General features: G+C 38.9%; 22 protein-coding genes and 1 riboswitch. Of the genes, 8 read left to right on the plus strand and 14 right to left on the minus strand.

Annotated elements, in window-relative coordinates:
* Window positions 1–12: 12 nt before the first annotated feature.
* The 3 genes from ahpF (at window position 13) to RUH74_RS09310 (ending at window position 3,309) form a co-directional block, all read left to right on the plus strand.
* Window positions 13–1,542: an alkyl hydroperoxide reductase subunit F gene (gene ahpF, locus RUH74_RS09300; protein ID WP_313800022.1), complete on the plus strand. Its 1,530-nt coding sequence runs from the start codon at window positions 13–15 to the stop codon at window positions 1,540–1,542.
* A gap of 288 nt (window positions 1,543–1,830) precedes the next feature.
* A complete protein-coding gene (gene yedE, locus RUH74_RS09305; RefSeq protein ID WP_313800023.1) occupies window positions 1,831–3,060 on the plus strand; it encodes a selenium metabolism membrane protein YedE/FdhT in 1,230 nt (409 codons plus the stop codon).
* Between the two features lie 69 nt (window positions 3,061–3,129).
* Window positions 3,130–3,309: a sulfurtransferase TusA family protein gene (locus tag RUH74_RS09310; RefSeq protein WP_268877052.1), complete on the plus strand. Its 180-nt coding sequence runs from the start codon at window positions 3,130–3,132 to the stop codon at window positions 3,307–3,309.
* An 85-nt stretch (window positions 3,310–3,394) separates the two neighbouring features.
* Here the strand turns inward: RUH74_RS09310 and RUH74_RS09315 are convergent, their stop codons facing one another.
* The 7 genes from RUH74_RS09315 to RUH74_RS09345 all read right to left on the minus strand — a co-directional run bounded on the left by RUH74_RS09315 (window position 3,395) and on the right by RUH74_RS09345 (window position 11,269).
* Window positions 3,395–4,384 carry a Gfo/Idh/MocA family protein gene (locus RUH74_RS09315; protein ID WP_313800024.1) on the minus strand — a complete coding sequence of 330 codons (990 nt, stop codon included), beginning with the start codon at window positions 4,382–4,384 and terminating at the stop codon, window positions 3,395–3,397.
* A gap of 44 nt (window positions 4,385–4,428) precedes the next feature.
* Window positions 4,429–5,874 carry a glycoside hydrolase family 1 protein gene (locus tag RUH74_RS09320; protein WP_313800025.1) on the minus strand — a complete coding sequence of 482 codons (1,446 nt, stop codon included), beginning with the start codon at window positions 5,872–5,874 and terminating at the stop codon, window positions 4,429–4,431.
* A gap of 50 nt (window positions 5,875–5,924) precedes the next feature.
* Window positions 5,925–6,863, minus strand: a complete 939-nt coding sequence (locus tag RUH74_RS09325) for an ROK family protein (protein WP_313800026.1) — start codon at window positions 6,861–6,863, stop codon at window positions 5,925–5,927.
* A gap of 80 nt (window positions 6,864–6,943) precedes the next feature.
* Window positions 6,944–7,960: a LacI family DNA-binding transcriptional regulator gene (locus RUH74_RS09330; protein ID WP_313800027.1), complete on the minus strand. Its 1,017-nt coding sequence runs from the start codon at window positions 7,958–7,960 to the stop codon at window positions 6,944–6,946.
* Window positions 7,961–8,056: 96 nt separating this feature from the next.
* Window positions 8,057–8,899 carry a carbohydrate ABC transporter permease gene (locus tag RUH74_RS09335; RefSeq protein ID WP_313800028.1) on the minus strand — a complete coding sequence of 281 codons (843 nt, stop codon included), beginning with the start codon at window positions 8,897–8,899 and terminating at the stop codon, window positions 8,057–8,059.
* Entirely contained in the window at window positions 8,896–9,849 is a 954-nt protein-coding gene (locus RUH74_RS09340; RefSeq protein ID WP_313800085.1) for a carbohydrate ABC transporter permease, read from the minus strand. Before RUH74_RS09340 ends, RUH74_RS09335 begins: the two co-directional genes overlap by 4 nt.
* A 121-nt stretch (window positions 9,850–9,970) precedes the next feature.
* Window positions 9,971–11,269 (minus strand): ABC transporter substrate-binding protein, encoded by a 1,299-nt coding sequence (locus RUH74_RS09345; protein WP_313800029.1) that lies wholly within the window; start codon window positions 11,267–11,269, stop codon window positions 9,971–9,973.
* Window positions 11,270–11,654: 385 nt separating this feature from the next.
* Between RUH74_RS09345 and RUH74_RS09350 the strand changes: the two genes are divergently transcribed.
* Window positions 11,655–13,655 (plus strand): catalase, encoded by a 2,001-nt coding sequence (locus RUH74_RS09350; RefSeq protein WP_313800030.1) that lies wholly within the window; start codon window positions 11,655–11,657, stop codon window positions 13,653–13,655.
* A gap of 80 nt (window positions 13,656–13,735) precedes the next feature.
* On the plus strand, window positions 13,736–14,251 hold the full coding sequence (locus RUH74_RS09355) for a type 1 glutamine amidotransferase domain-containing protein (protein ID WP_313800086.1): 516 nt from the start codon (window positions 13,736–13,738) through the stop codon (window positions 14,249–14,251).
* A 140-nt stretch (window positions 14,252–14,391) separates the two neighbouring features.
* On the opposite strand, the gene csaA is transcribed toward RUH74_RS09355, so the two are convergent.
* The 4 genes from csaA to yeiL all read right to left on the minus strand — a co-directional run bounded on the left by csaA (window position 14,392) and on the right by yeiL (window position 17,249).
* Window positions 14,392–14,724: a chaperone CsaA gene (gene csaA, locus RUH74_RS09360; protein WP_313800031.1), complete on the minus strand. Its 333-nt coding sequence runs from the start codon at window positions 14,722–14,724 to the stop codon at window positions 14,392–14,394.
* Between the two features lie 38 nt (window positions 14,725–14,762).
* Complete coding sequence (locus RUH74_RS09365) at window positions 14,763–15,659, minus strand: EamA family transporter (RefSeq protein ID WP_313800032.1); 897 nt, start codon at window positions 15,657–15,659, stop codon at window positions 14,763–14,765.
* A gap of 90 nt (window positions 15,660–15,749) precedes the next feature.
* Window positions 15,750–16,451: an AraC family transcriptional regulator gene (locus RUH74_RS09370; RefSeq protein ID WP_313800033.1), complete on the minus strand. Its 702-nt coding sequence runs from the start codon at window positions 16,449–16,451 to the stop codon at window positions 15,750–15,752.
* Between the two features lie 126 nt (window positions 16,452–16,577).
* Complete coding sequence (gene yeiL / locus RUH74_RS09375) at window positions 16,578–17,249, minus strand: transcriptional regulator YeiL (protein WP_313800034.1); 672 nt, start codon at window positions 17,247–17,249, stop codon at window positions 16,578–16,580.
* An 80-nt stretch (window positions 17,250–17,329) separates the two neighbouring features.
* Here yeiL and RUH74_RS09380 point away from each other — a divergent pair, with 80 nt between their 5' ends.
* Together RUH74_RS09380 and RUH74_RS09385 are read left to right on the plus strand one after the other, a co-directional pair.
* Complete coding sequence (locus RUH74_RS09380) at window positions 17,330–18,502, plus strand: MFS transporter (protein ID WP_313800035.1); 1,173 nt, start codon at window positions 17,330–17,332, stop codon at window positions 18,500–18,502.
* Window positions 18,503–18,817: 315 nt separating this feature from the next.
* Window positions 18,818–19,522: a DUF421 domain-containing protein gene (locus RUH74_RS09385; RefSeq protein ID WP_313800036.1), complete on the plus strand. Its 705-nt coding sequence runs from the start codon at window positions 18,818–18,820 to the stop codon at window positions 19,520–19,522.
* A gap of 119 nt (window positions 19,523–19,641) precedes the next feature.
* Here the strand turns inward: RUH74_RS09385 and RUH74_RS09390 are convergent, their stop codons facing one another.
* The 3 genes from RUH74_RS09390 to RUH74_RS09400 all read right to left on the minus strand — a co-directional run bounded on the left by RUH74_RS09390 (window position 19,642) and on the right by RUH74_RS09400 (window position 23,423).
* On the minus strand, window positions 19,642–21,123 hold the full coding sequence (locus tag RUH74_RS09390; RefSeq protein WP_313800037.1) for an amino acid permease: 1,482 nt from the start codon (window positions 21,121–21,123) through the stop codon (window positions 19,642–19,644).
* Between the two features lie 145 nt (window positions 21,124–21,268).
* Window positions 21,269–21,459, minus strand: a riboswitch (Lysine riboswitch).
* Window positions 21,460–21,604: 145 nt separating this feature from the next.
* Complete coding sequence (locus tag RUH74_RS09395; protein ID WP_313800038.1) at window positions 21,605–22,642, minus strand: C45 family autoproteolytic acyltransferase/hydrolase; 1,038 nt, start codon at window positions 22,640–22,642, stop codon at window positions 21,605–21,607.
* A 4-nt stretch (window positions 22,643–22,646) separates the two neighbouring features.
* On the minus strand, window positions 22,647–23,423 hold the full coding sequence (locus tag RUH74_RS09400; RefSeq protein WP_313800039.1) for a helix-turn-helix domain-containing protein: 777 nt from the start codon (window positions 23,421–23,423) through the stop codon (window positions 22,647–22,649).
* Window positions 23,424–23,616: 193 nt separating this feature from the next.
* On the opposite strand from RUH74_RS09400, the gene RUH74_RS09405 reads away from it, so the two are divergent.
* Entirely contained in the window at window positions 23,617–24,264 is a 648-nt protein-coding gene (locus RUH74_RS09405) for a lysoplasmalogenase (protein ID WP_313800040.1), read from the plus strand.
* The last annotated feature ends 4 nt before the right edge of the window (window positions 24,265–24,268 follow it).

Below are 24,268 nucleotides of genomic sequence, written 5' to 3' on the forward strand. Positions count from 1 at the left end.
GAGTAGAATCAAATGATACTAGATGCTGATATTAAAGCACAACTTAATCAATATCTTCAGTTGCTAGAAAGCGATATTCTGCTTAAAGTAAGTGCAGGAACTGATAAATTATCAAGTGACATGCTTGCTTTAGTTGATGAACTAGCAACGATGTCTTCAAAAATTAAAGTAGAGAATACAACATTAGAAAGAACACCAAGCTTTAGTGTCAATCGCATCGGGGAAAGCACTGGTGTAACTTTTGCTGGTATTCCTCTTGGGCATGAGTTTACTTCCCTTGTACTAGCTTTATTGCAGGTAAGCGGCAGAGCTCCGAAGGTTGATCAGAAAGTAATCGATCAAGTTAAGGCGATCAAGGGCGAATATCATTTTGAGACTTATGTCAGCTTAAGCTGCCATAACTGCCCTGATGTTGTACAAGCACTAAACGTGATGAGTGTGCTTAATCCCGGCATTACACATACAATGATTGACGGAGCAGCTTTCAAAGAAGAGGTTGAAAGCAAGAACGTTTTAGCAGTTCCAACTGTTTTACTAAATGGGGAAGCATTTGGCAGCGGCCGTATGTCATTGGAAGAAATTCTTGCGAAAATGGGAAGCACTCCAGACCCTTCTGAACTCTCAGAGAAGGATCCATTTGATGTACTTGTTATTGGCGGCGGTCCTTCGGGTGCTAGTGCAGCCGTTTATGCAGCACGCAAAGGCATTCGCACGGGTATTGTTGCAGAGCGCTTTGGCGGTCAGATTATGGATACACTAGGCATTGAGAACTTTATTAGTGTGAAATACACGGAGGGTCCGAAACTCGCAGCAAGCCTTGAGGAACACGTTAAAGAATACGACATCGATGTCATGAATTTACAGCGTGCAAAACGTTTAGAAAAGAAAGACCTGGTTGAAGTTGAACTAGAAAGCGGTGCTATTCTAAAAAGCAAAGCCGTTATCCTTTCAACTGGTGCTCGCTGGCGTAATGTCGGCGTTCCAGGTGAAGCAGAATTTAAGAACAAAGGTGTGGCATATTGCCCGCATTGTGATGGTCCTTTATTTGAAGGAAAAGATGTTGCTGTTATTGGCGGCGGAAATTCCGGCATTGAGGCAGCCATTGATCTTGCAGGCATCGTAAAGCATGTGACTGTGATCGAATTTGCACCGGAGCTTAAAGCCGATTCTGTACTGCAGGAACGCCTTTACAGCCTTCCTAATGTAACAGTCATTAAAAATGCGCAAACAAAAGAAATTACTGGTACTGATAAGGTAAACGGTATTACTTACATTGACCGTGCTACAGAAGAAGAACATCATGTTGAATTACAAGGTGTGTTTGTTCAGATCGGTCTTGTACCAAGTACCGAATGGTTAGGCGATACTGTTGAACGCACAAGAACGGGTGAGATTGTTGTAGACAAACGTGGAGCAACAAGTCTTCCTGGTGTATTTGCTGCAGGAGACTGTACCGACAGCGCGTACAAACAAATCATTATTTCGATGGGATCGGGTGCTACAGCAGCTTTAGGTGCTTTTGATTATCTGATTCGGAATTAATAGAATACAAGCTAGACAGGACATGTCCTGTCTAGCTTGTTTATTTTACAGGTCAACAAAAAAATTAAGTCCTTTATATTCAAAATTACGATAGTAGAAAATCTAACTTATCGATAAATTGAATTGCTTTGGAATATAAAAATAGTTACATTAAAGAGTAAGTATGCCTGGAAAATTCCAAGGCATTTTTTTCTGCACAATTATTTTAGACTATTCTATAGAGACCATTTCTTTATATTTACTGAGGAACTGTCTCTTTAGACTCGATAAAAGGGAGAGTAAAATTCCATGAATCTTTATAAAAAAGTCTTCAAAGAGTATTGGAACCCATACATCGCTATCGGTATTGCCGGCCTTGTTAGCGCCTTTTATTTTGGAATTACAGGTACTGTTTGGGCGGTTACCGGGGAATTTACAAGATTCGGCGGGCACATTTTAGAATGGTTTGGGATTGATGTATCGCAATGGGCGTATTTCCAACTAGTGGGACTCGAAGGAAATCCTATTAGCCGTACAGATGGCTGGATTGTCATCGGGATGCTTATCGGTGCAATGATTTCCATCTTATTAAGCAGCAGTTTCAAAATTCGGATACCGAAACAAAAGAGAAGGCTCTTTCAAGGATTTATCGGGGGAATCATCGCAGGATTTGGTGCTCGTCTTGCGCTTGGCTGCAATTTAGCGGCCTTTTTCACGGGTGTACCTCAATTCTCATTCCATGCATGGATCTTTATGGTGACCACAGCCATCGGAACCTTCTTTGGTGTTAAAGTTGTAAGTACAAAATGGTGGCGAGGAAAGCCAACCATGATAAAGGGCCGGATAAGCCCAGCTGGAAATTCAGATGTCAAGAAAAAGAATATCCAGCCCATTATGGGCCTCGTTTTTGCTATTCTATACCTGGCAATCATTTTTTACTTTTTCGCATTAGGCAAGAGCATTCTCGCGGTTGCTTGTATCGCAGGAGCCTTGTTTGGTATACTCATTGAACGCGGGCAAATTTGCTTCACTTCTGCTTTTCGCGATTTATGGATCAGCGGCCGTGCCGTGATGTCAAAGGCAATTGCGGTTGGAATGATGATCAGTGTTGTCATTACATTTTTCTATATTCAAAGCGGCTCACTCGCTCTTATCAAAGTAGCTGCTCCCAGCACGGCGATTGGCGGCCTCCTCTTTGGGTTTGGCATTGTGCTTGCAGGTGGCTGTGAAACGGGAATGATGTATCGGGCAATGGAAGGCCAATTATTATATTGGGTAGTCGGCGCTGGCAACATTATTGGAGCGACAGTACTAGCCTATGGCTGGGATCATCTCGGCATCTACCATGCCCTTGTGGAAAATTGGCCGAAAGTTAATTTAATTGAACAATGGGGACCGATGGGAGCCTTATTTGGAACAATGGCCATGCTGGCTGCCTGGCTTTTATTCTCAAATTGGTGGGAAAAACGATTCCGTTACGGAACAGGAATCAAACAGCCAAAAACGGAACGGATGTCTCACGTTACCAAGGAGGTATAATTCATGTCCCAGATAATAGATGTCAACTATACATTAGATATTCGCGGTGAACCTTGACCATATCCTGTTATTTATGCGCTGGATGCGCTAAAAACAATGAAAATTGGAGAGATCCTTCAAGTTATTGCGGATTGTCCACAATCTTTTCGCAGTGTGCCGGAAGAAGCCGTCAAACACGGATACCAGCTTCTAGCAGAGCCCGAGAAATTTGGACAGGATATTTATTTTTATATTAAAGTCGTTCAATAAACAACATCCAAAGTACCCGGGTAAAGTAGAAATGCATCAAGTCTACTTAACGGGTACTTTTTTTAACAGCCATCTACATATTTAATTAACTTCTGAAGCTTTTCACCAATTGGTCCATAACCCATGTCGTTCTGGCACCAGTCATTCCTGTGCTCGGGACCTGACTAAATCCCATTGTTAAGTCCGCAACAATTCTTTCAACAAGGGGTTGATGCACATGCTGGAGCGCTGAAAAGTTCCATTGCTGAATTCCACTGTCTGTCGTCAGCAAAACAGGATTAGGACCAAATGTAGAAAAGGTTATCTTCCCTTTATTTCCAATAATTTCATTCAAATCGACGGATTCATAGGCAGAAAAACACCAAGATCCAACCCCATGGACGCCAGATTCAAATTGATAGGTACCTGTTACAATATCCTCAGCCCGATAGTAGCCTGCTTGATTTGAAGCGAAGCCTTGCACATCCTTTATAGGCCCTAGTAAAAAGTCTAATAGATCAAGTGTATGGCAGCCTAAATCAAAAAACAGCCCTCCGCCAGATAATTCAGGCTGGATTCTCCATGGAGGACTTTGGTTGTTCCTTACATCTTCGGCAGCCTTTTGATAGTGTGTGGTTGAAACGAAACGGACTTCACCAATCTCCTTACTTTCTAATAACTTTTTAATCTTAATAAATTTTGGCTGTGCTCTCCGGTAATAGGCAACATATAATGGAACGCCTGCAGCCTTGCAGGCAGCAATCATTTCATTGCATTCTGCAAAATCAAGCGCCATTGGTTTTTCTACATATACAGGCTTTCCGGCCTTTGCCGTTTTAATTGTGTATTCCTTATGTGAGCTAGGTGGTGTCGCAATATAGATTGCGTCGACTTCTGGATCATTAATGAGCGCATCCGCATCATCATACCATTTCCTCACGTGATGCCTTTTTGCATAATCTTCCGCAAGCTTTCCCGTTCTCCTCATAACAGCCACCAACTCAGAGTTTGCAGCCTTTTGAAATGCGGGTCCGCTTTTCACTTCTGTTACATCACCGCAGCCAATCATTCCCCAACGGACTTTTGCCAGCTCCATTGCCCTAGCCCCCTTTCTGTGTTACAGCACATTTGAGTCCGATCTTAGCTAGAACAGTTTCCTCCATTAGTATCAATGACTTCTTTATACCAATAATAGCTTTTCTTCTTTATTCGGCGGAGATCGTGGTTTCCTTCCTCATGCTGATTCACATAGACGAAACCGTAACGTTTTTGGAAACCGTTTAACCAGCTTAACAAGTCGGTGAAGGACCACACGCAATAACCGAACAAATCAATTCCATCTGAAATGGCCTCTTGAATAGCGATAATATGAGAACGGAGGTACTCAATGCGGTAGTCATCATGGATGTCATCCCCCTGTTCCAGCTGATCATATTCACCCAATCCATTTTCACTAATCAATATTGGTAAATCATAACGGCTAGTTATTCTGCGTAAAGCGATTCTTAACCCTTGAGGATCAATGTTCCAATCCCAATTTGTTCTTTCGACATTTGGATTGGCAGTCGTTTTAAATAATCCCGGTATTCCCGAATCCTTTGATGTCCCTTTTTCACCGGTTGTATTCATTTCCCCTGCGCCTACTCCACCCTCTAAAGGATTGCTTTCATAAGTTGTTGACTGATAATAGTTTACTCCCATAAAGTCTGGCTTGCCCTCTTGCAATAATTCGAAATCCCCTTCTTCAATCCTAGGCGCAACTCCTTTTTCCACCAAATAGCACCATGCCAATTTCGGATATTTCCCCCATGCATATATATCCATCCACCAATAATTATTTAACTCTTCTGCATTTTCAGCTGCTAGGACATCTATCGGATTGGAAGACGCGACATAAGCAGGTGAATAGGCAAAGCTAGGGCCAATTTTCCCATCAGGAATATATTTGCGAAATTCCTTAATGACACTGGCATTGGCAAGATTGGCATGATGATTGACCTGGTAAAATCGTTTTTCATCATTCATCCCCGGCGGGTGTGTAGCATGAAGATATCCATGGCTTGTAAATATATTTTGTTCATTTAGGCTGACCCAATATTTCACACGATCACCGAAGCGTTTAAATAATTCAACACTATAATTTGTAAAATCCTCAATAATTCTTCTGGATTCCCATCCGCCATATTCTTCTTGAAGCGACTGCGGCAAATCCCAATGATATAGAGTCAAGATTGGTTCGATGTTATATTTGATTAATTCATTAATTAAATGATCGTAGAACTCGATTCCTTTTTCATTGACATTCCCACGTCCATTAGGGAAAATTCGGGTCCAGGCAACAGAAAAACGATAGGCTTTTAATCCCATTTCCGCCATCAATGCAACATCTTCCCGATAACGATGATAGTGATCTACAGCGATATCCCCTGTAGTCCCTTTATATGTCTTTCCCGGGATCCGGACAAACTGATCCCAATTCGAAATCCCTTTTCCATCCTTATTCCACGCACCTTCCACTTGATAGGCAGCAGATGCTGCTCCCCACAAAAAATCTTTCGGGAAACATTTTAGTGTTTGATGTATCATTTTACACACCCCTTTTTCATTTGGAATTGCTACTCTTTTCGCTGGCTGATTTAAGCTTGTCGCCCTTCGGAAAACCGCTTCTTTTTTTTATGAACAGATTGCCTTTGCAAGAAATGGTACAGTGCGCCAATTAGATTGGAGTCATTGCCAAACTGGCATCTTTCAACCTGAATCGTTAAGTCATTTTGGCTGCGCTTCATCTGATATAGAATTTCATTAATCTGTTCAATAAAACCTGTGCGGCTGCTGATGGCTCCGCCAATCAAAATCTTCTCCGGATCCAGCATATACTGCAAATTATAAATTCCAACGGCTAGGCGTTTCATGAATTTGTCTATTTCATCCTTAACTTCCTCGTCCCCATTTTCAGCTAATTCGAACACGTTTTTGCCATTAAGGCTATCTGGGTCCACTCCTTTTCGCTTGGCTACTTTATTAATTAATCCCCCAACCGCAGCTACAGAGCTGAACGTCTCTCCTTCTGACTTTCCGAGATAATCTTCCATAATCATATAGCCAAATTCACCACAAAACTGATTTTTCCCATGGCGAATCCTTTTATTAAGAACTACTGCTCCGCCAATTCCGGTGCCAATCACTAGACATAGATAATCCATTACATCGTTTGCAGCACCAATCCACCCTTCAGCTAACGCAGCACAGTTTGCATCATTTTCCATTTCAACCGGCAGCTGTGTTGTTTCCTGAAGAAGTTTCTTCATATTCGGTCCATGAATATAAGGAAGAGCACTTAGGCCAGCAATAAACCCTGTTTCAACATTTACGGCACCTGGCATACTAATAGCCATTCCTTTTAAATCATGAATTTTTTGATAGTCCTTTACAATAAAATATACTTGTTCCACAAACAATTCGAGACTCTCTTTAGGAGTAGGTACAGAGGATTTTTCTATAAACTCCCCGGATGCATTCATAAGAGCGTATTTAATAGAGGAACCTCCAACATCTAGAACCGCATAGTAATTCACCAAACAACCTCCTATCAACCATTTAAAACAGAATATCTCTCAATGAGGTCTTACTACCTATTAAAACGGGATGGAGATGTTCACTGTTTTGTTCCGCATGACTCACGGATAATTAATTCGGAGTCAATTAATACAGGCTTTAGTTGTGATTCTCCATTTATTAAGTCATTCAGCATATATGCTGATAATTTTCCAAATTTCTCTTTATCCTGTTTAACTGAAGTAAGTTTTGGGTCACTATAACGGCAGGCAGCAATATCATCACATCCAATTATGCGAATATCGTGAGGAGCCTGAAGTCCCTCCTCCTTCAGTGCCCTTAATGCACCAAGCGCCATCAAGTCAGAGATGGCAAAAATAGCTTCAGGATATTCTTGGCATTTTAGGATTTTCTTCATTGCCTCATACCCGCTTTTCTCATGAAAATCCCCATACTGAATCCATTCTTCCCGAACATCTAAACCAAATTGATTCATAGCCTCAAAGAATCCCTTATTTCTTAAATTAGAAATGGTTGAATCCCATTTCCCTCCTATATAACCAATCTTTTTTATTGAATGTAGGTAAAAGAACTCAACTACCTTTCTTGATAAATCAATATTATCCGTCATGATGTAACTAGATTTCGGACCCTTTAATTCAATATCAATCCCGATGCAAGGGAAACCTTCCTTTGCTAAATCAAAGACAGCTTCCTCAACCTCCTCCCCTGCAATGACTAAACAGCCATCTACATGGAAATGTTTGCATCGTGCTAAATAACTCCCATTATCTGATTGAAAAAGTTCATTGGAAAACATTAAAATATCATAGCCAAGTAAACCAATATTTTTTTTAAATGATGATATCACCTCATTAAAGTAAGGGTGTGTCATATCAACATTAATTTTCCCGGCATAAATAAGACCGATCAGATTAGACTTTTTCCTTGCTAATGTTCTAGCAGAAAAATTGGGCTCATACCCCATTTTCGTAATGACATCCATTACCTGTTTCTTCGTTTTCTCACTAACGCCTGCATAATTATTAATTACCTTTGAAACAGTGCCTTGGGAAACACCCGCCATTTGTGCTATATCTTTAATCGTTAAATTCATCTCTAATCCCTTCTATTTCTTGCGGAAATATTTGATAATTAATTGCTAGATTACTAAGAGTTTAAACAGATAACAAGGATATTTCACGAAAAGCTCCTATTTAACAGAACCTTCGGTAATACTTGAAATAAACAAACGGTTAAATAATAAGAAAATAATTAAAAGCGGCACAGTTGCCCAGAATACTCCGGACAAAATCATTCCGAAATCAACATTCTGTGTATTGCTCAATTGGGCTAAGGCTACTTGTATCGTATACTTTTCCGGATCTCTTAATACGGTAAACTGCCAGAGGAACTCACCCCAAGCTGCAGAAAAGACGATAATCCCTAACGTTGCAAATGCTGGAAGGATAATCGGAAGTACGATGCTTCGATAAATTTTAAAATTGGAACACCCATCTAATTTCGCAGCTTCGATTAGCTCGTCAGGTATAGATTCACTAATATATTGTCTCATTAGAAAAATACCGAGCGGATTTAAGAAGAATAATATCATCACACCTGGCAATGTATCGAGGAATCCCGCCTTGGATATTAAGAAATACTGTGGGATTAATCCTAATTGCGGAGGAATGATCATCGTTAAAAGAATGGCCGTGAACAAAATATTTTTTCCTCGAAATTTAAATTTTGCAAAGGCAAATCCAGCTAATGAACTAATAAATAAAACAACAATGGTTACAATCGAACAAACAATGAATGAATTCCACATCGCTTGAAAGAAATCAATTTTATCCAGAACCTTTTTAAAGTTATCGATTAACAAGCTCCCTGGTGCAATGGTTGGAGGAATAGAGTTATAAGCAGAACTAGGACTCGTTGCCATGACGAACATCCAATAAAACGGGAACAATGAAAATAATGATACGATGGACAAAAGTACATAAATGAGGATTCTGCTAACAGGGGTGCTTTTTCTTTTTTCCAATCCACTCATGCGTTTTCCCCCCGCTTCTTTCTGCCGTTCCCTGCAATTAAAGTTGTATTAATAACTGCAAATACGGTAATCAGCACTAAAAGAATAATGGCCGTTGCAGATGCTGTACCAAAGGATTGCAATTTAAATGCATCCCGATACAAATACATAACAATTGTCATCGCCTCATCTCTCGTAAATGCACTATTTCCTAAAAAGACGGTAGGTTCTGAGAATAGCTGTAATGCCCCAACAGTCGAGGTGAATACTGTTAAGATGATAAATGGCTTCAGCATCGGCATCGTAATGTAAATCAGCTGCTGAAATTTATTTGCCCCATCAATCGTCGCCGCTTCATATAAGTCATTTGGAATACTTTGAATGCCAGCAAGATATATTATTGTGTTATAGCCTACCCATCTCCAAAATACCATAATGGAAATAGCCATTTTCGTCCCCCATTCAGAACTGCTCCAATTGACCGGATCAACGCCTGCCAAACTTAACAAATAATTGACCAAGGAAGATTCGTGATCGCTAAACAGTACGCTAAAAATAAGGGCTACAGCCACCATAGAAGTAATATACGGCATAAAAATCGTAACTCTGAAAAAGTTTCTAAATTTTAAAAAAGCCAGGTTCAGCAAAAAAGCAAAAATGATTCCAAATACTAATTGCGGAGCGGTGCCCATAATTCCCATAACAATTGTATTATAAACTGATTTCCAAAATAGAGGATCCATTAAGACAATTTTAAAATTTGATAATCCAACAAACTCCATTGGACTCAAGCCATTCCATTTTTGGAATCCTAAATAAATACTAAATAGTGCTGGATATAAACCAACAAGGGAAAAAATGATAAAGAAAGGTGCAATATATAGATAGCCCGAAATCATATCCTTTTTCTCCTCAGACCGATATCGCCTCTTTCTTACCTTTTTCTTCCTTGGCACTAGATCTGTACTCATGTCTCCCTTCTTCCTCACCTTTTCCTTATTACTTTCAACATGCATTTTCACACCTCTTTTCCGATCAATAGGCGGAAAGTGAAGCCCTTAAGCTCCACATCCACCCCTAAAATCTATTAACCTAGCGATTTAATAAATCCTTCGCACGCTTAACAGCTTCGTTCCATTCCTTTTCTGGATCTGCCCCTTTAGATTGGACATTCTTTAAGGCATTTAACACTTCCTGGTAAACAGGGAAATACTTTTCCCCTTTGTAGATAGCGCCGTTGATATCTTGGGCAGCTTTCGCAAAAACAGGTGCTGTTGCCTGCCCGCCAAAGAACTCATCCTCATTATTCTTAAATTCATCCATCTCATAAACAGAAGGTGCAGATGGAAATAGTCCTTTAGTCTGGAATGATTTCAATTGATTATCAGGTGAAACTAACCATTCAACAAATTCATATGCTTCTTTCGCATTTTTTGTTTCCTTTGGAATGGCGATAAAAGAGCCGCCCCAGTTTGCTGCAAATTCTGATGGCAGGGTAGCTACTCTCCATTTACCGATCGCTTCTGTTGCATTCCCTTCCATCCAGCCTTTCAGCCAGCCTGCACCTAACTCTGCTGCAAATTCTCCTTTATTAACTGCATTTGCCCATTCCGGCGACCACATTTCAAATTTCCCTACAATGCCTAACTCATTTAATTTAACTGCATAGTCATAGGCGTTTTTAACCGCATTGCCGTCCTCTTCCAGCAATAATTCTCCTTCAGGATTAAGGAATGTTTCTTCTGCTGCATCTAAATAAGCTCTGAATGCCATTTCAATACTATCAATAAACGGTTTGCCCGTTTGTTCTTTTACTTTTAAACCCGCTTCTTCAAATGCCTGCGGTGAACTAATTAAATTCGCTACCTCATCTGGTTCAGTCGGCAGACCTGCTTCTTCAAACACATCCATGCGGTAGTATAATGCTTTCGGCCCGATATCTGTTGGTAAACCTATTAAGAAATCTCTTTTATTGTTTTCACCAGTGCTCCATTTCCAATCCAAGTATTGATCTTTAATATCCTTTGCTCCAAGGTCATATAAATTTTCAAAGCGATCTTGCGCTGCTTTAAAACGGTCTAACTGGTCAATTTCTAGCATTGAAATATCTGGAGCACCGCTTCCAGCCGATAATGCTGTGAATAATGCATCATGGTGCTCTGCTGTTTCAGCCGCTCGGACTTTTATTTTTACATTTGGATTTTCTTTTTCGTATTCTTTAGCTAATTCTTCATAGCCAGTTGCACCAAACGTCCAAAAATTTAAGGTAATTTGTTTATCTTCGTTTTCAACATCATCTGAAGATGATTTTTCATTATTATTACAAGCTGCTAATGTAAATGCCAGGGCTGTCGATAATCCTATAGCGACCAGTTTTTTTAAGCTTCTCACTTTTCATTCCCCCCACTTTTTTTAGCTATTAATCATTTACAAAATCAAAAACCCCACTAAAGCAATCAATTTCCTTTTTGTATTATTCACCTTCTTTTTTGAAATTTGAGCCTTAAAACAAAATTATTGCAAGATAACTCGGAAACCGATTTCTAAAATCGTGAAGAAGTTTCGTGTTTTTTATAAAAGAAACCGCTTTCAATCCAGATTATAAACCTAATATTCTGAAAAATCAACATTTTTTCAGAAACCGGTTTCTGTAATTTTTAAAAATCCTCTCTCCTTTCTTAATCGCTTCGTTTATTGTTAATTAGCAATCAACTATATGTTTTTATTCCAATAAAAAGGGTATCTACCAAAGGAATATGAATGGAGGAGGATTCTAGTGGAAAATAAAAAGACGAAACAATTAAAACAATACATCATCGATAACCAAGGAAAGCACGCATTAACGACTAACCAGGGATTAAAAATGGCTGAGGATGAATTTTCTTTAAAGGCCGGGCAAAGAGGCCCTACCCTCATGGAGGACTTTCACTTTCGTGAAAAGATGACCCATTTTGATCATGAACGGATTCCTGAACGAGTTGTTCATGCACGCGGTGTTGGAGCACATGGCTTTTTTCAGCTTTATGATTCCCTAGAAGCATACACGAAAGCCGATTTTCTCACAGATCCTTCCAAAATAACACCCGTGTTTGTACGCTTTTCAACAGTACAGGGATCAAGAGGGTCTAATGACACAGTAAGGGATGTACGCGGATTTGCCACTAAATTTTATACAGATGAGGGCAATTATGATTTAGTCGGAAATAATATGCCTGTATTCTTTATTCAAGATGCAATTAAGTTTCCTGATTTTGTCCATGCGGTCAAACCAGAACCTCATAATGATATCCCCCAAGGGGCCAGCGCACATGATACCTTTTGGGATTTTATTGCACAGAATCCAGAGTCAGCTCATATGGTTATGTGGCACATGAGTGATCGAGCCATCCCGCGCAGCTACCGAATGATGGAAGGTTTTGGCGTTCACACCTTCCGGCTCATTAATGCAGAAGGACAAGCCCATTTTGTGAAATTCCACTGGAAACCCGCCTTAGGTGTTCACTCATTAGTCTGGGATGAAGCACAAAGGATTGCTGGGAAAAATCCAGATTTCCATCGGCAAGATTTATACGAAGCAATTGAAAAGGGAGATTTTCCTGAATGGGAGCTCGGATTACAGTTAATTCCGGAAGAGAAGGAACATGCATTTGATTTTGATATTCTAGATCCGACAAAATTATGGCCAGAAGAAGAAATTCCCGTGAAAAGAGTCGGCAAAATGACATTAAACCGGAATGTCGATAACTTCTTTGCCGAAACAGAACAAGTGGCCTTTCACCCTGGTCATGTTGTACCTGGCATTGATTTTTCAAATGATCCTCTTTTGCAAGGCCGGCTATTCTCCTATACTGACACACAATTATCCCGGTTGGGCGGGCCGAACTTCCACCAAATCCCAATCAATCAGCCTGTGTGTCCTTTTCATAATAATCAGCGAGAGGGCATGCACCAAATGGCGATTCATCAAGGCCAAACAAGCTATCACCGCAACGGCATAAATGATAATCAGCCAGCTCCCGTTCCAATCGAACAAGGAGGATACGAGCATTTTCAAGAAAAGATTGACGGACATAAAATTAGAGGACGCAGTGAAAGCTTTCTAGACTTTTATTCCCAAGCAAAATTATTCTATAACAGCCTGGCTCCATTCGAACGGCAGCATGTAAAAGATGCATTTAGCTTCGAACTTGGAAAATGCAAATCTGATAGGGTGAAAGCTAATGCAGTAGCTCTTTTGAATCATATTGACCGCCAATTGGCACAAGGGATAGCTGACAATATCGGCGTGCCTTTGCCTAAGGAAAATCTCGAAATAAAATCAGATAAAATATCTCCTGCACTAAGCATGGCCAATACTATCTACAAACCCGATTCCAAAAATGTCGCGATTGTATTGAATGGGAATCCGAATCTGCCCCTTCTGTCAGAATGGGTTCAGACTCTAGCAAATCACCGTTTAAATTATAGCATCGTTGATAAAAAGGTTTCTCGTTTCGATGATTTCTTAAAAGTAACCGATACGTATAACACAACAGATCCCTGCTTTTTTGATGCTGTTTTAGTCATTAGTAATGAATCTCTTATACCGACACCTGTCCTTGAATTCATGGAAACAACCTTTATACACTATAAACCTTTAGCTCTTGCTCTAAGTAATCCTCATGCATTAGATTCCAGCAGGATAAATTTAGAGGGTGAAGGAGTGTTTAATTTATCAGACACCACGATTGAATCATTTATTAAAGGCATTGCCCAAGACCGCTTCTGGAATCGATAAGACAAGATCAGGTTCAAAACTACTAAACTAGTTTCACCCATGAAAAAAGGGGTAGATTACAAATGAAGGAGCTGATAGAAATGAGGAAGAAAATTGCTGTTTTAGTAACAGATCATTTTGAGGACTCAGAATACACAGAACCAGTAAAAGTGTTTAAGGAAAAAGGTTATGAGGTAACAACCATTGAAATCGAAGAAGGAAAAAAAGTAAAGGGAAAACAAGGACAGAGTGAAATCATTATTGATAAAAGTATAAATGATGTTTCCCCAGAGGATTTTGATGCATTATTCATCCCAGGGGGTTTTTCTCCAGATATTCTTCGTGCCGATGAACGTTTTGTTCATTTTAGCAAAGCATTTATGGATGCGAAAAAACCAGTATTAGCTATTTGTCATGGCCCACAGCTGCTCATCACCGCGGAAACACTTGAAGGACGTGATGTGACCGGATATAAATCTATTCATGTAGATTTAAAGAATGCCGGCGGAAACGTCCATGATAAAGAAGTGGTTGTTTGCCAAAATCAGCTAGTTACTAGCAGACAGCCGGATGACATACCAGCATTTGTTCAGGAATCGTTGCGAATAATAGGATAGCTAGTAAGCAGAAGGGGCTTCCTTCTGCTTGCACTTTTGAGGAAATATAACTAGCAGAAAGGAAAGGTATATGAGAGAATCTTTCATTTCGCCATAATTAATAGAGTTGAAGTAGCAGAATATCAAGAAACTGATTAGATTTATGATATTCTTGTTCCATTCCTAATAAGTTCATCAGGTTTTAAAAGTACGACATCCCCCTCTTCCGGAACTCCGCCGATTACTAATACCTCAGATTTATACCCTGCAATACGCATTGGCGGAAAATTAACGACTCCTACCACTTGACGTCCACAAAGCTGTTCCGGTCTATATCTCCGTGTAATTTGTGCGGAAGAATGTTTTATGCCGAGTTCTTCTCCAAAGTCAATTTCTAGTTTTATTGCAGGTTTCTTTGCTTCAGGAAAAGCTGCTGCCCGAATGACAGTGCCTACACGAATGTCTAATTTTAGAAAGTCTTCTAGTTTTGCCATACTTAACTAACCACCTTTATACTATTTCCATTGCCCAATCATTTCTGAACCAAACTAAGTTCCTTTTCATTAGCAGATCTTTTGAATGGCCATATTAATATTCCAATTCCAAGTAGTAAAAAAAGAAGCCCCAACAAAGAAGTTATGTTTAAGTACTCCCCTAATAAGAAAACGCCTAATACCGCTGCTGTTAATGGTTCGGCTAACGTAAGTGTAACGGCAGTTGATGCAGAGACATGGATAAGACCTTTAGCAAATAGGAGGTAGGCAATCCCCGTCGCCATAATACCAAGTTGCAGACTTGCCCCCACACCTCGAACACTCAATATCCAAGACATATCAAAAATAAATAAACAGGGAGATAACCAGATCGCACTGAGAGTGAAAACAACTGCTACTACTGATAATGATGAACGGCCTTCAACTAAAGTACTACTGACAAGCGCATAAATAGCAAAGGATAAGCCAGCCCCAAGAGCCATTGCTATACCGATAGGATCTACATATACAGATTCTTTATTACTAAAGAGCAATAGACACCCTATTATTGATAAGAAAGTTGAACACCACCAAACCTTAGCTGGACGTTTTTTAAAAAATAGCCATTCGATGAAACCTGATAAGATAGGGGCACTCCCTATAGCAACCACAGTCCCTATGGCCACTCCCGTAATCGATACTGCCGAGAAAAATAGGGGCTGATACAATGCCATGCTTAATGAAGCCAATATCGTTGCCTTGATTGGCCAATGTTTAAAATCTAATTTTCCTATTAGCAGAACCATTAATCCTAAAAATATCCCTCCTACCGCAAGGCGAGTGGCTCCAATGGCAATCGGATGTGCTGTTACTGGGGCAAATGCCTGAGTGGTCCCCGTGGTCCCCCATAGTATGGCTGCAAGTAATATTAATAAAGGAGACAATTTCCCTTTCATGCTGCTCACCTCAATAAAAAAATAAAAAGGATAGTAAACTTATCATAGAAAATTTTTTAAAAATTTCCTTTACCAAGTTTAATAACCCTTTTATCCATTATTAAGAATTCTATATTTTTGCGGAGCTATTGACTCACAGCGGACAAACCATCTAGTAAACGATGAGGCATTCTCAAAACCTAATTCCTCACTAATCTTTGAGATGGTCCACATTGTTGAATTTAATAAATGTTTAGCCTCTTTCAAACGAAGATCAGAAATATAATCTTTCGGACTCTTCCCTGTTCTCTTCTTAAACCATGCTGAATAATATACTGGATGATAGTGTTCTATTTCTGCTAAAGTTTCTAACTTAATTGGTTCTTTAAAATGCTTATGGATATAGTCAATAGATGGTGTATTAGAACCAGGCAGTTTGTTGGTCACATATCTAGTTAAATCTACTAAAGAGGCTGTATTCGCCTGATTCCTCGCCTCCTCCAATAACAAATAACGGATAGAAGTCCACTGTCTATCTAACTCCATATACATGCTTCGTGTATTCTCTGGAAGGTATTGTATGGGAATATCTAAAATTAAAAACTCATTCCTATCCATAGATCGGTAAGTATGAACAAATTGGGGAGGAAGATAGAAACAGGAATCTGAATTCAGCTTTATCTCTTGTCCTTTCGTTTGTATCTCTAAGGAGCCTTGTAATGGGAATAGAAATTGCCCGAACTCATGCTGGTGAGATTTAAACTCTCTAGAATAAGACCTTTTCTCACAAATGACTTGATTGATTCTTTCCATTATGCTCCTCCTTCCCCTGTCTTTAACATAATTATAGTTCTAAACAAAGATGTAATAAAGAAATTGTAAAAATCAAGGACAAGAAATGGAACCATTAATCCCTAGTCTTTCCTCTAATCAAAATAGTCATGTATTCTTTAATACCCCGGCAAGTTCACAAAGGGAGTGGTATTGTTTAATCTGATAGTTCCGTCCTTCCTTTTGCAAATAATTTTTCTCACAAAATTGTGTTAATACATGCAGCAAGTGCCGATAGGATACTCCTAAATAATCACAAACGGTTACATGCTTCTCCTTATAGAACCCTTTATCTGCCGTCTGCAATATAAAATCCGCAAGCCGATTTTCGAGGGGAAAAGCGAGGCTCTGAGAATATTTTGCTGCCATTTGCGTCGCTTTTACACTTAAAAATTTAGTTAATTCTCGTAGAAATTTTGCATCATTCAGCAATTGGGGGCGATATCGATGAAACGGAATCGCAAAGCAAATGGTCTTTGTTGATGCTTGGATTCCCTTTGTATAATACACATCATTTAATAATTCCATTTCCCCGATGTAATCATTGGCATTAATAAAATTTATTAATGATACTTTTCCATTTTGATGTGTTACATATATTTTGGCTTTCCCTTCCATTACATAAAATAAAAAATCCGGTCTCATGCCCTCTTGAATCATCCATTCATCCCGTTGGTATTCGTGCACTTCTATAAATGCTTCTACTGGAAAGGAAAATAGATGGGCAATTGAGTGATTCTGCAAATATAATCTTTTTTTCTCACCTTTGTAGACTTCCATATTTCACCCCAGAACATGAGATATCTCATATTATACTCATTTCATTCCATGATATCATGCAACCAATGAGGAGGATAATAATGAACACACAACGCTGGATGGGTACACATTTTTTTAGTTTTTTTATGACATGGGGCATTTTTCTGCCTTATTGGTCTGGGTGGATGATTTATACAAAAGGAATTACTGTCTCACAAGCTAGCTTAATCATGAGCTTTGGATTAATCGCGAGAGGCCTGTCCACATTATTTGCCTTTCCTTATTTATCCGGGAGATTTAGCAGTAAAAGTCTTTTACATGTGGCGGGAATCGGCACATTGGTATCTATTATTTGTTATATTCCAGCAAGCTCCTTTACAGGTTTACTAATAGTAACAATCGTTTTACATATTTTCTATCCTACACTTATGCCTGCTTTAGATAGTGCTGCCAGTGTCCTTGTACAAAGTAAACAATTAAAGCACTATGGAAAAAGCCGTCAATGGGGATCCATCGGATTTGTCTCTGTCGGTATGATTTTAACCATATTTACAGGCATGTTTGGAGAGGAAATGATTTTTTGGGCCCTATTGCTTGGAATAATTGGATTTGTTTGTCTTGGATTCATGCATGCACCCGATATTTTATCTAAAAAGCCGCAAGCAGATAAAATACAGAAAGCAGGCATGCTACATTTATTCCGGATCAAACACTTTGGTTTGGTACTCATGATTGTCATTTTACTGCAAGCATCACATGCAACCTATTATAATTATGGGTATATTTTTCTGAAGGATATCCATGCACCCATCCCTCTGATTGGCCTGATTATTAACATTGCCGTACTTGCAGAGATTGCCTTCTTCTCAATTGCAGACAAACGCTTTAATAAATTTTCCGTAGGTACTCTACTGACAGTATCAGCAATTGGTTCTTCCGTTCGTTGGATCGTAATATTTGCCTTTCCAAATGTAATTGTTTTCTGTATCGCACAAACATTCCATGCTTTCTCGTTTGCTATGGGGCATTATGCCTTTATGAAATATTTAATCAGCAACATTCCACATGCGCAGATACCGAAAGCACAAGGCATATACTCAGCACTTGCTCTCAGCTGGAGCACCGCAGTGTTTACAATTTTCGGAGGCTATTTATACGAAATTAAACCACAATATGCCTTTATCGGAATGATTGTTTGTGCCTTGCCAGCCATGCTGATTGCGCTTGTATATCGGAAACTAGAACTTAGAAAGGAAGTTCTCATTTCTATTTAACTGTCCTGTTAATCATTTCGAAATCCATCCAATATTTTCAACTTCACAATCCTAGTAAAAAAGATGAAATTTATCTGGTTAGATAAGTCTCATCTTTTTTATAAGTATGTAAATCAACGGACCTTCCTTTAAAAAGACCTTCCGATAAGCAAAATCATCGCGGAAGGTCTTCCCTTTTGCTTGTTAACACAATACATATAGACTCAATTCCATTCATTCGCTGCGATTATATTTATCTTTAGATTCATTGCAGTTTATTAAAATAACATCCGTGTTAAACTATGTACTAGTATTTTTGTGAGGGATGTGTCTTATATGGATTTTTTCCAAAGCCAAGAAACACTTACCAGCTTTGAGTGGATCCTTCGAGCTGTTGCAGCTTTTTTCTTTTTATTAGTTGTTACGAGAGTATTGGGTCAGCGTGCCATTTCCCAATTAAGGCCACTTGATTTCGCAATTGCATTAGTCATTGGAAACATTATTGCCCATCCACTATCAGATGAAAAACTTGGGCTTAAAGGATCGATCATAACAACGAGCGTATTAGTGGTCTTATATCTTGGCGGCATTTATACAATCCTAAAATGGCCATGGTTTAGGAGAATAATTACTCCCGCACCCATTACCATCGTCAAGAATGGTGAGATCATTTATAAAGGATTAAAAAAAGCAAGAATATCCATTGATGTGTTACTAGAAGAATTACGGGAAGAAAAAATAGAAGATGTTAAGAAAGTAGCTTTAGCCATTTGGGAGGCAGATGGGAAGTTCTCAGTATTTTTGGATCCAAAATACGAACCTTTAACCCCTTCATTCATGAAGCTGGAAACACAGCCATTCGATTTCCCAAAGACCATTATTAAAGAAGGGAAAATTAACTCCAAGGAGTTAAAACAGATTCAAAAGAGCGAAGAATGGGTTATTTCTAATTTAAAAAGTTTATATCAGACCGAGGTAAAGGATGTTCTATTAGCCACCCTTGATAAACAGGATAATCTTAAGGTTTTTTTATATAAATAAATCGTATAGAAGCTTACATGTTACTATAGTCAAAGTAAAACACAACTCTCATCCCTTATAGTCCTCAAAAACATATTTTTGTTAAGTAAAAAAAAGCACGCTGGCTGCGTGCAAAAAAATTAATTTGATAAATCACAATCCTTTAGCGGGATCAATTTCGTCTTTTTCGTAAATTTATATCCAAGCCATAAAATAAGGAACAAAGGTAATCCTATATAAGAAACTAATATCCCATTCCAATCAATATGATCCCCTAGAAATGCCGAATAATTTTGTCCTAATACGACAAAGCCACAAACCGCGAACGCGAAAATAGGGCCAAATGGAAATAATTTCGCTTTGTAGGGTAAGAGGTTTAAGTCTTTTCCTTGAGCAACAAATGCCTTGCGGAATCGATAGTGACATATGGCAATTCCAAGCCATGCGATAAATCCTGACATCCCTGAAGCGTTTAATAACCAAACATAAACAGTACCATCACCAAATAATGAAGCCAAGAAAGCAAGTGTTCCGACTAAAGATGTTACAATCAGCGCATTTACAGGAACCCCTCTTTTATTTAATTTTCCAAGAAACTTAGGCGCTTTTCCTTCACGGGCTAAATTCCAAAGCATACGTGTCGAAGCATACATTCCTGAGTTGCCGGCAGACAGCACGGCTGTTAAGATCACTGCATTCATTACAGAAGCAGCAAAAGCAATTCCTGCTTTTTGGAAAACAATCGTGAATGGGCTAACCGTTACCTCACTGCTTGCAAGGTTCCCATTTGTATAAGGAATGATTAAACCGATCACAAAAATCGCTAGAATATAGAATAAAAGGATCCGCCAAAAAACTGATTTTACAGCCTTTGGGATGGATTTACCAGGATCATCGGTTTCACCCGCTGCGACACCAAGCAATTCTGTTCCTTGGAAAGAGAAGCCTGCCGCCATAAAGATGCCAAGCATTGTCATAAAGCCGCCATGGAATGGTGCATCTCCAACCGTAAAATTCTTAAAGCCAATTACCTGACCACCTAAGATTCCAAAAATCATTAAAATACCAATAATAATAAAGATAATTACAGTAACCACTTTAATTAAGGCGAACCAATACTCCGTTTCACCAAAGCCTTTTACTGATAGATAGTTTAATAAAAACATGATTACTAAGAAAACCGCACTCCAAATAATAGAAGGAGTATGAGGGAACCAAAATTTCATAATCATGGTGACAGCTGATAATTCTGCCGCAATCGTTATCGCCCAGTTATACCAATAGTTCCAGCCTAGAGCAAATCCAAGGGATGGATCAACAAACTTGGCAGCATATGTGCTAAAGCTTCCCGCAACAGGCATATAGGCACCCATTTCCGCAAGACCTGTCATTAAGAAATAAACCATAACCCCAATCACAAGATAGGATAGGATCGCTCCTCCGGGACCCGCGGTATGGATTGCTCCGCCACTAGCGAGAAAAAGGCCTGTCCCTATGGTTCCGCCTAGAGAAATCATTGTCAAGTGACGTGACTTTAAACTGCGTTTTAAGCCGGTTGTTTCTTTCTTGGAAGAAAGTTCACCAGTACTAAAGGTATCATTTATTTCTTCTGCTGTTTTCATCGATGTTACTCCTTTTCTTCAATTTTTCTAGCACAGGGTCTTAACTAAAAGATCCATCAGCTTGTCTAATCTGGAAGGAGCTTGGAATAAAAAATGTCACCGAAGCAGATTCAGGTGACATTAAAAATAGCCCGCATCATACCTTCCGAAAGATAGCCCAACACGAATGGCTGGTAGGACCAATCGTGACAGTTCTGTTCCTATTTGGAGACAGCCCCAGCATGCTTAACCAGAGAGACAAGCACACTTCGGCAGATTTTCCTTTCAAACGGAGTCAAATGATGTCTCTGCATCTCGTCCGTTTTACTAATAAAAACTGCAACCTCTACCTCATCGGTTTGATGAGGATTTATGATATGAAATTATTACGTCCCTAACTTTATAATACTATATTAGAATAGTCAATATCTCATTATTCTCTCCTATTCCATTATATTGTAATAAAGGTAACGTCCACACCGTACAGTGTACTTTACCTCTATTACTTACGGGGAGCTTGATTGATTGTCCCTTTTATATATTCAGGAAGTGTCAATCTCCCTTCGATAAATTCTTTAAGAGAAAATATCATCGGTGTACAATTCTCTCCAATACCAATTATGACGCTTAAATCCTTTGGTGAATAGACAACTGTATGCAACGTACCAAAGTACTCTTTATAGTGTTTAAAGAACAAGGGGGAATTTTCTTTGTTAAAATGATGGTAAATTGACATCGGTGATAGCTCTCTAGTTAATAAGGAACTCACATATTCCATCCGTTTTACTGAGCCTTGTATATTTGTTCTGTTTTTGCTTCTTAATCTTTCTGATTTAAAATGGTTTGTGCATATGAGAGGATCGGTAAAATTTATAACCTGTTGTTGCGGAGAAGCTTCTATTAGAAGGCTTTTTCCACTTTTATCTGTAATCGAGTAATTGTAGCAATAGCCATGTGGGATAGTTGTAATGAAGGCTATCGCCTCGTCGATATTTGCACACCGTTCGAGCAGCATTCTGACAATCGTCGTTGCAATAAAGCCTTCGTCTTTGTGTTCATCATTTACAAAATGCAGCCCTACAACGAGCCCCTTTTCATTCATTCCATCAAGTCTTCCGATAATTTGCTGACTAAAACCTATACTAGTATAGCCATTACATGGCCGCATAAATACAAGTCTCGCATCATACATTTCCGGGCTAAAATCATAATTGCGCACGTAATAACCATCATTTACTAAAGTAGTACACCCCATTTCTGGAAAAACGACATCATACCCACTGAATAGTTTAATCGTGCTTTCTAATTCCATATTTAACCCTTCTGCCAGGCCCCTCAGTTCCTGGAAAAGTTCCGGAGAAAAAACCTCTACCATTTCCTTAGACTTTTGTCCATTCGCTTGGCTAGTCCATTCCCTTAGCTGGTCTATTTGTAAGAAGCCTGATAATGAATTTAATTCTTTCCCTTGTTCCAAGCCCATTTGAAAATAATCCCCTCTTAATTCTACTATTCTAACGACCAGCTCTTCTTTTTTATACATTTTCCTATATCCTCTCTGTTTCCAATTTAGTGACCGGCATTAGTAAATCAAGCTCTGAGAAGTCATCCCCACGATACCATTCCAGTATGGAGCCTGTTGGAATCCATTTGTGATCCTTTGCATAGTTTATTAATTTCCAATAGCCATTTTGTATTTCAGATATAGGCTCATTAAAAGAGAAGGCAATATATATGCTTGATGGTAGAAGTTCTACTGATTCAACTTCAGATAGTCCGCCTGTTTGGATGCCAAAAGGTACGCCAAAGCCTATATGTGCTTTAATTAAGTCTTTGCCCGATAGATATTTTAAATAACCACTTTTTATGGGTATATTTAATTTTTCAAGTTCCTTTCCTCTTTTTATAAAGTGTTCGCTGAACTTTCCTGTTTCAGACTCCGCTGAGAACCAGATGATATTTTCATCTGCTTTTTCAATCAGATACATTTGATCTTCTATCGAATCACTCTCTAAATATCGTAAACTTACCTTCAAGATATCAAGCCTTTTCCTAATCATCTCCATCCAATGATCCATCATATTTTTTCGCCTGTTTTTATCTTTCTCTTTTAAATATGCTTGGATGTCCTTAATCGGTACATCAGCTAAACGCAAACTGGATATCAACTTAATGATTGCAACCTGATTCTCTGAATAGACTCGATACCCGCTGGAATCCCTGCCTGCTGGACGCAGTAAATTTTTTGACTCATAATACCTCAAAGCACTTTTTGAGATACCGGTTCTCACGGAAAACTCCTGTATTGTCATGAGCTTGCTCAAATCCCTCACTCCTTTAATCCAATGTTACAGTTTCAAGTTACTTGAAGGTCAAGACATTTATGAAAAAGTTTCTGCACACGCAACTTCTCCAATCATTTATATGAAATCTAAGACGACCAAAAGGATCCAGGTATTAAATAGAGAATCATCTAATATAGTGTAAAAAAATAAACTTATAGAAAGGTGTGAAGAATTGAAAAAGTTGTTTTTGCCACTACTCATTTTAAGTACGAGTGCATTATATATTTTTATTATTCCTGACGAACCTCTTCTTCGTAATCTTCTCTTCAAGCTAATTCCAATGTGGTTAATTATGACTTATGCGTATAAGCGATTGCAGGAAAACCGTTCCTTCACCAGCAGGATTCTTTTAACAGGGCTACTGTTTTGTATGTTTGGTGATGGTTTACTTCATTGGTTCCTGATAGGACTATCAGCTTTTTTAATCGGCCATATTTTCTATAGTATTGGTTTTTTTAAGGAGTGGCGTTTTTCCCTTATCCGAGCTTCATCTATTATTCCTATCAGTTTCTATGCCATTTTTATTGGTCGTATCCTTGCTGAATCTCTTAGCGAAAAAGGCAATAATGATTTAATCATTCCAGTTATTTTATATACAATGATCATTTCTGCAATGGCATGGGCCGCTGTAATGACCGGCAATAAATGGGCCATCGCGGGGAGTCTTTTATTCGTTATTTCTGATTCGATACTTGCTTGGAATCGGTTTGTATCCGATATTCCCTATTCATCTATTCTAATCATGACCACCTATTACACAGCCCAGTTCTTTATTGCTCATAGTCTTACATTCTTTCAAAAAAGGCTGGAACGTAACTAATTTG

This window comes from Cytobacillus sp. (assembly GCF_032154635.1).
In the GTDB taxonomy this organism is placed as follows: Bacteria; Bacillota; Bacilli; order Bacillales; family Cytobacillaceae; genus Cytobacillus.

What these genes read in the sequence shown, in the direction of transcription:
- RUH74_RS09340 (WP_313800085.1), bottom strand. Translation starts at nt 9,849, where the DNA reads ATGAGTACAGATCTAGTGCCAAGGAAGAAAAAGGTAAGAAAGAGGCGA.
- RUH74_RS09365 (WP_313800032.1), bottom strand. Translation starts at nt 15,659, where the DNA reads ATGAAAGGGAAATTGTCTCCTTTATTAATATTACTTGCAGCCATACTA.
- csaA (WP_313800031.1), bottom strand. Translation starts at nt 14,724, where the DNA reads ATGGCAAAACTAGAAGACTTTCTAAAATTAGACATTCGTGTAGGCACT.
- RUH74_RS09315 (WP_313800024.1), bottom strand. Translation starts at nt 4,384, where the DNA reads ATGGAGCTGGCAAAAGTCCGTTGGGGAATGATTGGCTGCGGTGATGTA.
- RUH74_RS09320 (WP_313800025.1), bottom strand. Translation starts at nt 5,874, where the DNA reads ATGATACATCAAACACTAAAATGTTTCCCGAAAGATTTTTTGTGGGGA.
- RUH74_RS09395 (WP_313800038.1), bottom strand. Translation starts at nt 22,642, where the DNA reads ATGTATAAAAAAGAAGAGCTGGTCGTTAGAATAGTAGAATTAAGAGGG.
- RUH74_RS09380 (WP_313800035.1), top strand. Translation starts at nt 17,330, where the DNA reads ATGAACACACAACGCTGGATGGGTACACATTTTTTTAGTTTTTTTATG.
- RUH74_RS09330 (WP_313800027.1), bottom strand. Translation starts at nt 7,960, where the DNA reads ATGAATTTAACGATTAAAGATATAGCACAAATGGCGGGTGTTTCCCAA.
- ahpF (WP_313800022.1), top strand. Translation starts at nt 13, where the DNA reads ATGATACTAGATGCTGATATTAAAGCACAACTTAATCAATATCTTCAG.
- RUH74_RS09385 (WP_313800036.1), top strand. Translation starts at nt 18,818, where the DNA reads ATGGATTTTTTCCAAAGCCAAGAAACACTTACCAGCTTTGAGTGGATC.
- RUH74_RS09335 (WP_313800028.1), bottom strand. Translation starts at nt 8,899, where the DNA reads ATGAGTGGATTGGAAAAAAGAAAAAGCACCCCTGTTAGCAGAATCCTC.
- yeiL (WP_313800034.1), bottom strand. Translation starts at nt 17,249, where the DNA reads ATGGAAGTCTACAAAGGTGAGAAAAAAAGATTATATTTGCAGAATCAC.
- RUH74_RS09390 (WP_313800037.1), bottom strand. Translation starts at nt 21,123, where the DNA reads ATGAAAACAGCAGAAGAAATAAATGATACCTTTAGTACTGGTGAACTT.
- RUH74_RS09370 (WP_313800033.1), bottom strand. Translation starts at nt 16,451, where the DNA reads ATGGAAAGAATCAATCAAGTCATTTGTGAGAAAAGGTCTTATTCTAGA.
- RUH74_RS09355 (WP_313800086.1), top strand. Translation starts at nt 13,736, where the DNA reads ATGAGGAAGAAAATTGCTGTTTTAGTAACAGATCATTTTGAGGACTCA.
- yedE (WP_313800023.1), top strand. Translation starts at nt 1,831, where the DNA reads ATGAATCTTTATAAAAAAGTCTTCAAAGAGTATTGGAACCCATACATC.